Below are 13814 nucleotides of genomic sequence, written 5' to 3' on the forward strand. Positions count from 1 at the left end.
TTCCATCAAGATTACAACATGACAACGTTCCCGGTACGTGCGGATTCAAGTGCAGCTTCCGCAATTCTTACGGCCTGACAGGCGTCCTTCGCCGTAACCCTTGGCTCTTGCTGCTCTTGAATGCATGCAAGAAAATGGGCCAGCTCCAGATCGTATGGGCTCTTGTAGCCTGGACTTTGCGGCACTTCCGCAAATTTGGAACGATCGAAATTCACAGACGCCTTACGGATATGCAACGATTGCGAAGCCATGCTGTCATTCTGAATGATGCCCTTGGAACCGGCGAATTCCGCAGATGTGCGAAAAGATCCGGGATATCCCCAGAATCCTTCCAGATTGGCAATGGTCCCGTTATGGAAAACCAGGGTGACCAGCGCATAGTCCATTTTCTCGTCTCTGTGATTCAGGCAATAGACCGACTTCACCTCGCCGAGCGTCCAGCGCATATAATCGATATCGTGCACCATCAGATCCAGAATGACGCCGCCGCTCTTCTCCATCTCTTTGAACCATAGACTTTTATTTCCCGGATGCTCGCCTACCCGTCTGGCATGGGCGACCCCTACCCGACCTACCCTGCCAGCGTCAATTTCCTGCTTCATCCGGACATATTCCGGAAAGAAGCGCACCACATGGCCAACATACAGTTGAACTCCTTTGTGCTCGCAATACCGGCTAATTTCTTCTGCATCATTCGACGTCAACGCCAGTGGCTTCTCACATATAATGTGCTTGCCGAAATCCGCTGCCTTGCACACATAATCCTTGTGCAAATAGCTCGGCAGCGTAATGCTGACGACATCCGGGTCCACGGCGGTTATCATTGCTTCCAGCGATCCAAAAGCTGTCGTTCCCGTCTCCCCGGCCAATTCTTCAGCCATCTCCATTCGGATATCACAGACGCCCACCAGCTTCACAGCGGGCATTTTGGCATAGCTGTGCGCATGTATGCTGCCCATTCCTCCACATCCAACTACGGCGACTTTCATCGTGTTATCTCCTCCTTTTTGCTGCGATCCGCTTGCGATGATTGAACAGGTTGAAATACATTGGATCTTTTTTTGCCAGCGTATATAATGTTTCTAATAATAACGATAAAGGCTTTCGGCTATTTTAAACATGACGCCATTTATCTCATTACTATTCATATTTGTTCCAGCTCGAATCGGAGGGATTCGCATGAAGAATTTGAAGGAGCCGATCTACTACCAAAGTCCGCTGCTCAGCCTGAAAGTATCCTCCTTCGTCGTTTCCCACGGAGAGCAGACAGTAGATCGTCCATGGCATTATCATAAAGAATTGGAGTTCATCCTTGTTCGGCAAGGACATCTTGAATGTTTAACGACCGAGCAGGTGTATACCTTGAACCAAGGCGACGTTTTGCTGCTGGGATCCTCTCAACTTCACCATACTAGAAAGATTGGAGATCAAACCCTGGACCATATCGTGCTTCATATAGATCTTGAATCCTACTACGAGCCTGCTATGATGATGTATTTCCCGTATTTTTCGGAGCTCCATGCGCCTCTCAGTGTACTCAATTATATTTTCCAGGAAAATCAGCTGGTGAAGGAAGAAATTTCGCGTACGATCCTACTTATCTATGAAGAAATGCATACCAAAACGATAGGCTATGAAATGGCGGCAAACATGCATGTCCGACAGCTGCTTCTGCTTCTGCTGAGAAGCGATCATGGCTTAAAGTTGCGCGGATACGACAGGATGGATGCTGCCATCTTCCGCCAGGTTACCGACTTCATTGACGATCATTTGTCCGACAAAATTGAAATGGAGCGCGTCTGCTCCCTTGTCAATATGAGCTACTCTTATTTCTCCCGCTATTTCAAACAAGCCGTCGGGATGTCTTTCACCGAATTCGTCAACTTGAAGCGAATCAAAAAAGCCGAACGGCTGCTCGTGACGAAAAAATCCAGCATTACCGAAATCGCCTCCCTGGTAGGTATTGAGAATATGGCGCATTTCTATAAGCTGTTCAAGCGCTTTAACGGGTGCACGCCCAAGGAGTATATGAATAGATTGAGAACGCGTGGAGGGCTGCCGCAAGTAATAAGCAATTCGTGAGCAGTTTGGACTATCCGACGCATGCTGCTCCGGTATATGGCAGGGCATCGGGAGGAACGGTTCGAGGAATTAAAGCAAAACCACAAGAGCGATAATCACTTTGTGGAAATGCTTAACTTGTAAATAATATTTATTTCTAAGTAAACTTAAATATATTGGCCAATACAAGTACACCGGCTTCAACGAAGATTAGGGTCAAAGTACCCGCTATAGTCAAGGTTGATCGTAAAGCCTTTTTCCCGTTCGTGACGTCTCCAAGCCCGATAACACTGAACATAAAGACAATGATGGTGAAACCTAGTACCAAGTAATGTTGATTAAAAGGCAAAAAAAATTCGCTCACACTAAAGAAAAATAAAACCCAACAAACAAACATAAGTAAAAACGACCATAAGTTTATTTTTCTTATCATCCTCTTGCCCCTTCCACTATTCACTTACCTCACCGCTATGCACCCGGATACTCTGGATCAACCCGATACTGATCATATTGATCAACAGCGAAGTCCCCCCGTAACTGACAAACGGCAGCGTAATTCCCGTCAGCGGCACGAGCCCGATCAGCATCCCGATATTCTCAAAAATCTGATAGATATACATCGTAATAATCCCCACCACTATCATCGCGCCAAAATAAGAATCACTGGACAAAGCGACCATGATCATGCGGTAAATTAGGAAAAAATACAAAAAGATCAGCGTCGCGCTCCCGACAAAACCGAACTCCTCGCCCACCACCACAAAGATCGAGTCCGAGTAAGCATACGGAATGGAGCCCAGTTGCGTGGAGTCCCCTTTCAGATAACCGTCGCCGAATAGCTGTCCGGAACCGATCGCCTGTATGGCGTTGTCCACATGATACGAATCGCTGGAATCCACCCTCTCCGGAAACAGCAACGTATCCACCCGGGTCATCCAATGACCATTTCCATGCGACTCCAAATAGGTATACAGGCTGTCGTGGTAGACGTTGTACAACATCAGGGAAGTTCCCATTACAGCGGCCAGAAACGCGATCAATACGGCAAAATGAGTCAACTTCATATTCCCGATCCACATCGCTGCCATAAAAATAAAGAAGTAACTTAACGCGTTTCCCAGATCAGGCTGGAGCACCACTAAGCCGAAGGGGACGATAGCAAGCAACACGATCGGGATAAAATCCGCTAAGAATCGCAGATGTTCTTGATTTCTTTTGGAAATATAGGCGGCAATGGTTATGATCAGTATGAGTTTAAACAGCTCCGCAGGCTGAAAGCTGAGTCCCCCCGGCAGGGAAAACCATCCTTGCGCGCTGTTATATTTGGCACCGATAAAGTAAACCAACACCAGCAAGAGCAGCCCGACCGCGTACGAGATATAATGCACCTTGAGAAAAATTCGAAAATCCACCAGGCCAACGAGTACCATAACGGCGAAGGATAAGATGTAGAATTGCAGCATTTTGGAATGCAAGCCTGTGAATTCCTCGGATGCGTTCAATGTGGCGCTATATAAGATGCCGTAGCAAATGACGCTAAACCCGATGAGCAATACCACGATCGAATAGTCAAATTTCTTGAGTTTGGATAAGAGAAACATGGGATTCACCTCAATTTTGTTAAACCTCATTAACTATACCAGTTTCCAAATGGTTATAAAATAGGGAGAAAGTAACATCAACCTCATTCAGGACATATGTCCTTCCCCATACCCTTGGTTGTGTCTTTTAATGAAGATATAACTTTTATACATGAGGTGACCACTAATGAAAGGCATTCTATTCGCATTGATCGGCGGGGCGCTCATCACATTGCAAGGTGTGGCGAACTCCCGGATCAGTCAAGACATCGGCACCTGGCAGGCAGCGACGCTGACCCAATTCACTGGGTTTATCCTGGCCCTGATTATATTGATGTTTGCTCGGGACACCAGTTGGAGAAAGCTGAAGAAGGTGAAGCCGTTGTACTTGACGGGCGGCGCTTTGGCGGCCATCATTATTTTCAGCAATGTCACGGCCATGCATCATATCGGGGTCACCCTCACGGTAGCCGTCATTCTCATCGCCCAACTGGGCATGACTTTTCTGAGCGACAGCCAAGGCTGGTTCGGTCTGGCGAAGCAACGGATGAGACTGCCGCAGTTTGTAGGCATCGGGATGATGATCGCGGGCGTGGTGATCTTAAGCTGACAGGCAGGAAGCAGGAGGTATCGCACCACATGAAAGCACTAAACGATCCGGTTCAACTTCAACATTATCTGCAACTGCATCGCATCGAGTCTATATTTAATGAGGGAATTCAGCCTTATTTGTCCCTGTACTCTTATGACCGTGGAGAAACCATCTGTGCCCAAAGCGAACCTTCCCACCGCCTCTATGTGCTAGTGAAAGGGAAACTGAAAATTTATACGACTTCAGCCGAAGGCAAGACCCTCATTCTCTCGTTCAAAACCCCGCTGGAAGTCATCGGAGACATCGAATATGTGCAGAATATTAACACCATCAACACCGTGGAGGCCGTTTCGCCGGTCCATATGATCGGGGTTCCTTATAGCATCCTAAGGCAATATGCCGGTGATTATGCGCCTTTTCTGCAATTCCTGCTGGATATCATCACACGCAAATTTCACAAGAAGTCCAATTCATCAAATTTCAACTTAATGTATCCGGTGGAAGTGCGGTTGGCAAGTTACTTACTGTCTGTGATTTATGACGAACAGGATGGCGCGCAGAACGGCCGCTTGAGCACATCAAACCTGACGGACGTCGCGAATTTAATCGGAACCAGCTACCGCCATCTAAACCGGGTCATTCACCAATTCCGAATCGATGGGCTTATAAATCGAAGCAAAGGATTCATTGTAATCACCCATAAAGAAGCTTTGGAAGCACTGGCGAACCGCAATATTTACGAATAATAATTCACCCTTAGGAGTGTGTACACCATATGATACTTGGATTACTGCTGGCAATACTCGCGGGAACTCTGGTCAGTCTGCAAAACATCTTCAACAGTAAAGTTAACGAACACGCTGCGTCTTCGACAACAACGACTTTAGTTCTTGGGATGGGGTTTGCGGCTTCGATGACGCTTGGGCTGTTTTTTGAAGGAGGACAACTCTTTCACTTCCACAATATGCAAACTTGGTACTGGTTCAGCGGCATCATCGGGGTAGGCATCGTCACGTGCATCGTGCGGGGGATTCGGCTGCTCGGTCCGACCTATGCGATCTCCATCATTCTGATGTCTCAGCTGGGATTCGCTCTGTTGTGGGATTCTCAGGGGTGGTTGGGCGTGGAACAGGTTCCTTTTACCTCGAGACAGTTGATTGGCGTGTTGGTGATTGTTGGGGGTATTCTGGTGTTCAAAATGACGGAAGGCCGTGGAGACGAGCAACAGGTTAAGGGCTCGGCCGTGGAGAGTACGTTATAAATTTCGCTCATATACTACTTTCTCTTACGTTTGCTTAGAGCTTTCTCCACGTTTTCTCCCACGCGAAATTCAACAATTCTTCGAACTAACTCATAGGGCATCGGCTGATCTAATGGAAATTGCACAGAGCCTTTGGCCCCTTTATACTTCGACAACTCCTTCTGAAACGCCGCGATCCCGCTCGGGGCCGGATAAAACCCGATATGATTTTTATATCCCGCAAAATGGACCAGATTCCCGTGTAAATCAAACGTAGGCATTTGATAATTAATTCTCTCTGCAGCTTCGGGTGCGGCTTCTTGAATGGTTGTTCTAAGCTGTTGCAGGATGGTTTGGACCTCTGCCGGGAACGTTGAGATGTATTGGTCAATGCTGGTATAATTGGTCGGCATGAACTAAATCCCCTCTCGGTTATTGTACTGTCAATTATAGTGCTGACATCCTTCATTGTACCCATCTGCAGCCTATTTACAATGCTTGGTATTTTAAATAACATAAAGAGGTTGCACTTACATAGAGAAGGAGATGAATCGCTCTGAACACGTATACGAATCATTTAGAAGATTGCTATGTCTCGCTGGAAGGTAATGAATTGCGAATCGGAAACAATTCCATCGAAAGAATCTGGAATGTATCCGATGGGATTCCTACTGTTGTCTCTCTCAAGAATAAAACCACGAATAAGGAATGGTTTACAACCGAGGAAACCCATGATTGGTTATCCAACATGAGTAAGAAATATGCCTTCTTTCATTCCTCTTTCATCAACGGGGACAAGTTAAGCCTGACGGTAGACGCGAATCCGGATGACGATTACGGCATTGCCAAGAAGTATCTGAGAGTACAGGTAAGCCTTGAATATAAGGATTGCACAATCAACTGGATTCATATGATATATCCTGAACTCCCCATCTTAAGATCCTTTATTAACGTAATCCTCAGGGATGACGCCGTGCTGCACAAAACCGAAAAGTCAGAGGATTCACCGGTCCGAAGGGCTTACTTTAACGAGCTCACGGACGATTATCAGGATAGTTACCCTCTAGAGCCAAGACACTGCGGATGGAAGAGCGTTGAATTCAACGACGTGACCGATGATTTCGATAACTTACTACATACCCAGCATGGACTGTTCTCCAGACGAGAGCATCGGTTTGTGAAAGGAAACCTTCTTTTTGTACAAGATCACCTATCTAAAGAAGGACTGACCTTGATTAAAGAGGGACCCACACCGATGGATTATCTCGGAGGCTTGGAGAGTGATTTCTTCATTAAAGGAATCAACGTGTTTACCGCGGGATGGAGTTTTGACAAGAACGACTTAAATACCCACAGAACATTAAGCACCTACGGCAGCACCGTATTGTTGTGGAGCGGAGATGAAGAACAGGCTCTGGCTTCGCTTAATCAATATCATAATGCCATTCATATATTTAACCCTGATAAAGACGCCTTCATTATGTCGAATACCTGGGGCGACCAGTCATCGGACGGCAGACTCAGCGAGAAATTCCTTCTGGACGAGCTTGAGGTGGCGCAAAGAACCGGAGTTACGTTCTATCAGATCGATGACGGCTGGCAAAATGGGACCTCCGCCAACTCGGTTCTTCCCGGCGGCGCTTGGGGAATGGGCTATTATAAACATAATCCCGACTTCTGGGAGGTGAATACCCGGAGGTTCCCTAACGGACTCGAGCCAATCATTGCCTCCGCTAACGATAAAGGAATTAAGATGGGACTATGGTTCTCTCCGGACTCCATTAATGATTTTGAGAATTGGGAGAAAGACAGTGACGTACTCATTCATCTGCACAAACAATATGGAATCGCCGCCTTTAAGATGGACGGAATTGAGTTTACATCCAAAGCGGCTGAGGAGAATCTTACGAAGTTATTAAGGAGAGTTCTCCAATTCACGGATAGCAAAGTATTCTTCAATATGGATGTAACAGCCGGTATTCGAAGCGGTTATTACGGACAGCTACAGTATGGCTCTCTGTTCCTGGAGAACAGGTTTACAGGTAATTTCGGCAGCTGGCCTAACTATTTCCCACACTGTACTTTGAGGAATATCTGGATGCTGTCCCGTTATTATCCTTCCTATCGTTTACAAGCTGAATTCCTGAATGTGAAGAGAAATGTAGAGTTATATCAAGGAGATGTCCTTGCGCCTTCCGCTTGCGGACTTGAGTACGCATTTGCGATCACGATGTTCGCCAATCCCCTTGCGTGGATGGAACAGACGGGGCTTGACGAGGAGTCTGTCGCTACTCTAGAGCGGATCATACCTGCATACAGAGAAGTCCAAAGCGATATTCTGGCTGGACATGTCCTGCCGATCGGCGACGAGCCCAATGGCACCACATGGACAGGCTTCCAATCCGCCTCTACGGATCACTCCGGATATATTCTTGTGATTAAAGAATACAATACGGACGCAGCACAGCGTTATAAACTGTGGAATTTGAAGGATGCGACATTGCGCTTGGAGCGTATTCTGGGGTCAGGAACACAAGAGAAAGTCGAAGTAGATTCGGCCGGTCATGCCGCTTTCCAGCTGGATGGATCGTTTCAATATGCTTTATACAGGTATTCCTGCTAACAACTATGACCAAAAAAAAGGAAGCAGAGCATTTCGAGATAACCTCGAACGCTCTGCTTTTTTAGTTTACCAAGTCCAGTTCGCTGCTGATGCAGAGGAAGTATTCACGCCGTTATTGCTTCCGCTCTCCCAAGTAATCGTGCCGCCGGAGCTGCGTTTAACCGCTTTGAACTCATAATTTCGGTTGTTGTGTACCTGGATGGTTACGCGATATTGACCGGCTGTGCCTGTACTTGTCATCTGGGTCATATAAGGCGTAACGGGCTGCCATTTCCCTAATTCCCAGCCTAGACTATCTGTACAACCGGAGCAGTTGCCTCCCGAAATATATACCTCATCCCCTGAAGTAATCGGTACACCTGACACCGTGAAAGTAATCGCTTTAGGCGTTAACACGATCCGAGGCTTAATGAGCCCCATGTCGCTGGTCGCCCCTCCTGTACTGTTCACAAAAGTATCCATCCGCAGATGTGTGTAGCCTTTGAAATTACGGTTAAATAAATGCTCTGCCACTTGCTCGTATTTCCCTGTATCACCTGAGAAAGCTAGTGCGTTTTCGCCAAAAATATTGACACCCTTAGCTTTAGCGATATCCGCTACTTTAATCACAAGATCTTTAGCATAGCTATAGACCGGAGATCCGGTACTATTCTGTGATTCCAGACAGGTAAAGGTTAAATCTGCATTTCTATCCTTGAACTTTTGAAGAATCTGATCATAATTGTAGTAGCCTGCGGGTTGCTCCGCGGAATGCAGCATAGTGTTTCCGGATACTTCAGCACCTTTCCAGTGGACACCGGCAACTTTAGCTCCAATGCGAACACCAAAGGCATCCAGCTTCGTATGCGCCTTGGTCATAAACGTGTCGAAGTGAGCCAAGAGCTCGCCCTGATACCAATTCAAGTAGTCTTTGCCGTATTGGGAAGTTACCCCGTTCCCTGTCCAGAAGGTATTTCCGTCGGTAGGAGGTGAAACTTGATTCCAATTCGTCAAGCTGGATCCCCAGCGCGTATTTAACGTCGCCAGATTACTACCCGTTAAGGCTTGCATGCTTGCGATAAAATCATTTTTGGCCGGTGTGGAGAAGGATTGCCAGCATCCGCGATTCGGATAACCGCAGCCGCTGTCATGACTGTTGTAGGAAGGATAACGCAATTCGCCGGCGGGACCCATGCTGATGTAAATTTTCTCAATGATGCTTCCATAGCTTGTAAGGAAGTTGTCTTTAAAGGATTGCATCGCTTCTTCATATTGCGTGTATGCGCCTGAATACCAGATGGATAAATATTCATTGCTGTAGTTGCCTTGCTCACTCTTGAACTTACGGTCATCCGCGGTGCCGCCGGACCATACCCAGGATGGAAGAGGAATGTTACAATCATCCCCGACATTGCCCCCGCATTGATGAAAAGAAAGAATAGGAATCCATTTCATTCCCGCTTCCTGAACCGTTTGAGCGAGCTTCAAATAATTCGCATTCGTATCATTCCATACGAAACCGTTATTGGTTGGCTCGAATTTACCCCACCACACATCGGTCGTTACCGCGGCAAAGCCGTTATTTTTCAGTGTGATGAGTTGATTCTTGAAGTTGTTCCAGTCTGTTGTGGTGGTTGGGAGATTAAGCGGAGCCATGACGAATGTTTTGTAGCCTGCATTCATGCTGGCGGAGGCCGTTGGCTGAGGAACCGTGATGATCAGTGTAAACATAAGCAGGATGGCCAAGCTGACGGGCATAAAGCGTTTCAAAGCTTGGTTCTTCAACCATGGTTTCATAAAAAAAATCCCTCACTTCGCAATAGTGTAAGTACTTATGTAAGCACTTTCATCCATTATAAGGAAGGAGAGATAACGGTGTCAGTGTACATTATTGATGCAATGGTCGTAGTAAATTAGCTACTCTTACGCCTCGGGATACTTTATTGGAAAAGCCATCGTGCTCATTAAAGCGTTCTCAGCCTGGGTGGAGTCCAGACGGCTGTATTGGACAATGACCGGCAGGTCGCTCGTCACCTGAATCGCATAGGGAACGCCGACCGGAATCGTTGCGGATCCGTTCGTAAGCATACTTGTCCGGATATGCCGGGTCCTCCGTCCCGGCACCCCAACATTAATGCCCTCTATGGGATCCCTGTCCTCAAAAAATATCGTAAATTCTACCGTCGCATCCATGGACCCGCTGTTCAGCACACAGACCGATTCGTGGCTGACCAGCTTGCCTGCGCTGTCCTCAGGAATATAACCGTCAGGAATATACCAAACCGTGAAACCTGCAGAAGAGTGCATCGTCAAACCTCCATAAATTAATAGTCATTATGGCGAAAGGCTGGTAGCCCGGTAGTCCTGCGGGGAAATACCCAGTGTCTTGCGGAACACTTTAGAGAAATAGTTGGGACTTTGATAGCCCAATTTTTCGGCCACGTCCTGGATTTTGTATTGAGCGTCGGACAACAGCTTCTTCGCCGCATCCATTTTCACCCGCGTAATATAGGCCGTCAGCTGTTCGCCTGTCACCTGATGAAACAGCCTGGACAAGTAGGACGGGCTTACATATCGGGCTTTCGCCAGTACGTCCAGCGATAAATCCTCGCTTAAATGCGCATGAACATACAATTTCACTTGATCGATTAGGGATTCGGACGGATGTTTACGGACCGTATCCATCTTGGCTGCAACTTTGCGATAGTTGTCCAGTAAGAAAGAGATGACTTCCTTCCTGTTTTTGTGCGCGTGAAAATTAGACATCTTCTCAGTAACCGGGACGGTCAGTTCGTGCCCCAGACTGTAAAGCAGCATCAGGTTGACCAGATAATGGCTGATTCCCATATAGATGATCCCCAGGCTCTCCGGGCTTGTGCGTTCAGCCGGCTCACCGCCCATAAACACTTGCCCCAGAACCTTCTCCAACAGCTGCTCATCCCTCGATTGGATGGCATCCGTCACTTTAGAGATCGCATCATTAATATAGCCGTATTGAATGGCTGCAGCAGCGGAACCGGCCATAGTAACGGGCATCAACAGCACCCCGGGCGTCAAAGTGAATTTGAGGCTGGATGCCAGATAGCGGAATCCCCCCGGCCATTCCTCCCAGGACAGGAAGCTTGGGGTAAGCGCGAACGAAACGACAGCGCCGAGAACCCTGTAGATCGTCTCCTGCGTATCGGCGAGCCTTTCACGGAGCAAAGGAATCATCTCTACCCCGACATCGCCGCCGGCAGGTTGAATCACCATCGCCCATAACCCGTCATCGGTATGGAACGATGCCATTCTTCCGTTGTTGTTCAGCATATCGTGTACCATGTTCTGAACGGCGAATTGGACCAGCGCCCGGTCGTTCTCCGCGAAACGGCCGGTCCATTCGTCCAGCCTGCAGATGACCGTAGCCGCCGGACGTTCGGCTAGGAACGGGAGATCGAATCTGGAGAATGCCTCCGCCACCTTCTTCACCGTCCCGAATTCCTCCCGGTTCAGCAGCCGCCGGAAAAAATCATGATAGACGGACGGCAGCGCTTCTTTCACCTGCCGCCGGGCCGATTCCAGCGCCATCATACGCTCGTAGTGCTGTTCCAGCTCGGCGATCGCCTTCATAAGACTGGCGATTACATCCTCGTCATCGGCCGGTTTGAGCAAATAATCGGTTGCGTCCAGCTGTAATGCCTTCCTTGCATACTCAAACTCAGAGAAACCGGTCAGAAAGATCACTTTGGTTGTAGAAGAGCGGTGCCGGATTCGCTCGAAGAACTCCAATCCGTTCATTTCCGGCATGCGGATGTCCGCGAGCACGATATCGAACGGCGTTTCCGTAAACAGGGCCAGCGCTTCCGGAGCGTAATAACTGAACTTGATCTCTCTCAACGGCAGGCCTGAACCCGTCACCATCTCGGCCAAGCCTTCCGCAATCACCGGTTCATCATCTACAATGAGCAGACTATACATGGGGGATCCCTTCTTTCTATGCAATTTCTCCGAATTTCATCGATGATGCGGGAACCTCAAACGATACACACAAGCCGCCTTCTTCCAGGTTCCGGATGCGGAGCCCGGATCCTTCCCCGAACGTATGCTTTAATCTCCAATGGACATTCCATAGTCCGCAGTGGTTCGTGTCGTTCACGGACTGGTTGAGTGTGGCCGTTAACTGGTGGAGCGCCTCTTCTTCCATACCCGGGCCGTTATCTTTCACTTCTACAGATATATAGGCTCCGCGGCGGCGGATACAAATTATGATTTGTCCCGGCCGGTTCACTTTCTCAATCCCGTGAAGCAGCGCGTTCTCTACAAGCGGCTGAATAATTAATCCCGGGACAACCGTCTGTCCGAGCCCTTCTTCCATCTCTGCCTGATAGGAGAGCTTATTGGAGAAACGAAGCAGCTGGATTTCCAGATACGTAGACGTATACTTGATCTCTTCTTCCAGCAATACGTCCTGTTCCGAACGTTGCGTGACGAAGCGGAAATAGTCTCCGAGATATTTGCATAATTTGGCGACATTCTCCATTTCCCCTGATTTGGCCATCCGGTATCCGATATAGAAACAGTTGAACAGAAAATGAGGATTAATCTGCGATTGCAGCTGTTTCAACTGGGCCTGCTGCATCCGGATTTTATTTTCCAATACCTCCTCGATCAAATTGCGGAGCTGTCCTACCATTCTGTTGAACTGCCGGTAAACGTAACCGAATTCATCCTCTTTCAAATTAGGAATGTATACGTTTACATCTCCTTTTTCAACGGCTTTCATCGTGCGGACCAATCGGTTAAGCGGTTTATGAATCTGCTGGAAAATCAGCAGGGAGTATACAAACAGGAACGCGAACGAGACCGCCGCAAGAATCCAGAACGAATTGCGAATCCGGTTAACCGATCCGAGAACCTGACCTTCTTCCACATACGAGATGACAGTAAAGAACTGGTCTTTCGAGCTTTGGACCATATAACGCACCCCGTTCCACTCGATCTTCTTGAGCTCGGGGCTTTCTTTCAAGGTTTCATAGATTACTTTATCTGCGTTTGTCAGATATTCCCGCCCCACATACCGTTTGGAAGCATTATCCACCAGGAAGGTATGATACTTGTCGTCGGCATCGTATTTTTTGAGGGACTCCAGTATTTTGGATTGCGAGATTTCCACCCCCAGCAGATAACTGACCTCCGTTTCATCATTGTGTGTAATCGCTATCGTATAGGTAATCGAATTATTGTCTATAAACCTGTCCATCATGGAAAATTTCCCTATATGCCTGTTCAAGAAGCCCCTCTTGCTGTCCTCAATCTGTGCGAGACCGCCCTTGTTGACCGACAATTGCTTGCCTGAGCGGGGCAGCAGCAGAAACACATCCGTAATATAGTCGCTGGAATAATAAACGATATTCATTTTGGACTGGATCTGATTGGAAAGTTGAAGCACTTCATAGGTTAATTTGGTATCCTGCATCAGCATAAGGCTCGGCAGATCCGGGTCGTTATTCAGCGCCACCAGCATTTGATTGACGTTCTGGAGCTCATCTTTTAAATACTCCAGAAAAAACTGCAATTTGCTGTGTGTCGAAGACTGCGTTTCCGAAGAAATGGTGCTGCCCGCCTTCCACGTGGTGCTCAAACTCGTTCCGTACAGGGGGAGAGCGACGATCAGAAAACCTAGAAACACTTTCATGAACACGCTCATACGAAGCCATCTGGCTATTATGCTCATTGAACCACCTCAGCACCATCATATCA

Annotated in this window: 13 protein-coding genes; 5 read left to right on the top strand and 8 right to left on the bottom strand. The window is 47.7% G+C overall.

Going from position 1 to position 13814, the window contains the following annotated elements; genetic code table 11:
- Positions 1-11: 11 nt before the first annotated feature.
- The gene (locus SY83_RS02100; RefSeq protein ID WP_068603815.1) at positions 12-989 is read right to left on the bottom strand and encodes a Gfo/Idh/MocA family protein; all 978 of its coding nucleotides are present in this window, start codon (positions 987-989) and stop codon (positions 12-14) included.
- A 190-nt stretch (positions 990-1179) separates the two neighbouring features.
- On the opposite strand from SY83_RS02100, the gene SY83_RS02105 reads away from it, so the two are divergent.
- The gene (locus SY83_RS02105; RefSeq protein WP_068603817.1) at positions 1180-2082 is read left to right on the top strand and encodes a helix-turn-helix domain-containing protein; all 903 of its coding nucleotides are present in this window, start codon (positions 1180-1182) and stop codon (positions 2080-2082) included.
- A 428-nt stretch (positions 2083-2510) separates the two neighbouring features.
- On the opposite strand, the gene SY83_RS02115 is transcribed toward SY83_RS02105, so the two are convergent.
- Positions 2511-3662 (bottom strand): FtsW/RodA/SpoVE family cell cycle protein, encoded by a 1152-nt coding sequence (locus SY83_RS02115; protein WP_068610765.1) that lies wholly within the window; start codon positions 3660-3662, stop codon positions 2511-2513.
- Between the two features lie 166 nt (positions 3663-3828).
- On the opposite strand from SY83_RS02115, the gene SY83_RS02120 reads away from it, so the two are divergent.
- The 3 genes from SY83_RS02120 to SY83_RS02130 are packed head-to-tail and all read left to right on the top strand — an operon-like array spanning position 3829 to position 5494.
- Positions 3829-4251, top strand: coding sequence for a DMT family transporter (locus tag SY83_RS02120; RefSeq protein ID WP_068603820.1), 423 nt, complete (start codon positions 3829-3831; stop codon positions 4249-4251).
- A 29-nt stretch (positions 4252-4280) separates the two neighbouring features.
- On the top strand, positions 4281-4979 hold the full coding sequence (locus SY83_RS02125; protein ID WP_068603823.1) for a Crp/Fnr family transcriptional regulator: 699 nt from the start codon (positions 4281-4283) through the stop codon (positions 4977-4979).
- Positions 4980-5008: 29 nt separating this feature from the next.
- On the top strand, positions 5009-5494 hold the full coding sequence (locus tag SY83_RS02130; RefSeq protein WP_068603825.1) for a DMT family transporter: 486 nt from the start codon (positions 5009-5011) through the stop codon (positions 5492-5494).
- 14 nt (positions 5495-5508) lie between these two features.
- Here the strand turns inward: SY83_RS02130 and SY83_RS02135 are convergent, their stop codons facing one another.
- On the bottom strand, positions 5509-5886 hold the full coding sequence (locus SY83_RS02135) for an iron chaperone (protein ID WP_068603827.1): 378 nt from the start codon (positions 5884-5886) through the stop codon (positions 5509-5511).
- Between the two features lie 175 nt (positions 5887-6061).
- Positions 6062-6223: a hypothetical protein gene (locus SY83_RS23435; protein ID WP_231891355.1), complete on the bottom strand. Its 162-nt coding sequence runs from the start codon at positions 6221-6223 to the stop codon at positions 6062-6064.
- On the opposite strand from SY83_RS23435, the gene SY83_RS02140 reads away from it, so the two are divergent.
- On the top strand, positions 6222-8096 hold the full coding sequence (locus SY83_RS02140) for an alpha-galactosidase (protein WP_231891356.1): 1875 nt from the start codon (positions 6222-6224) through the stop codon (positions 8094-8096). The genes SY83_RS23435 and SY83_RS02140 overlap by 2 nt on opposite strands.
- A 66-nt stretch (positions 8097-8162) precedes the next feature.
- Here the strand turns inward: SY83_RS02140 and SY83_RS02145 are convergent, their stop codons facing one another.
- The 4 genes from SY83_RS02145 to SY83_RS02160 all read right to left on the bottom strand — a co-directional run bounded on the left by SY83_RS02145 (position 8163) and on the right by SY83_RS02160 (position 13788).
- Positions 8163-9872, bottom strand: a complete 1710-nt coding sequence (locus SY83_RS02145; protein ID WP_068603831.1) for a family 14 glycosylhydrolase — start codon at positions 9870-9872, stop codon at positions 8163-8165.
- Between the two features lie 126 nt (positions 9873-9998).
- Positions 9999-10382 carry a sensory rhodopsin transducer gene (locus SY83_RS02150; protein ID WP_068603834.1) on the bottom strand — a complete coding sequence of 128 codons (384 nt, stop codon included), beginning with the start codon at positions 10380-10382 and terminating at the stop codon, positions 9999-10001.
- A gap of 27 nt (positions 10383-10409) precedes the next feature.
- A complete protein-coding gene (locus SY83_RS02155; protein ID WP_068603836.1) occupies positions 10410-12032 on the bottom strand; it encodes a response regulator transcription factor in 1623 nt (540 codons plus the stop codon).
- Between the two features lie 16 nt (positions 12033-12048).
- Positions 12049-13788, bottom strand: a complete 1740-nt coding sequence (locus SY83_RS02160; protein WP_082882257.1) for a sensor histidine kinase — start codon at positions 13786-13788, stop codon at positions 12049-12051.
- Positions 13789-13814: the final 26 nt, after the last annotated feature.

Origin of the sequence: Paenibacillus swuensis, assembly GCF_001644605.1 — a bacterium.
GTDB lineage: Bacteria > Bacillota > Bacilli > Paenibacillales > DY6 > Paenibacillus_N > Paenibacillus_N swuensis.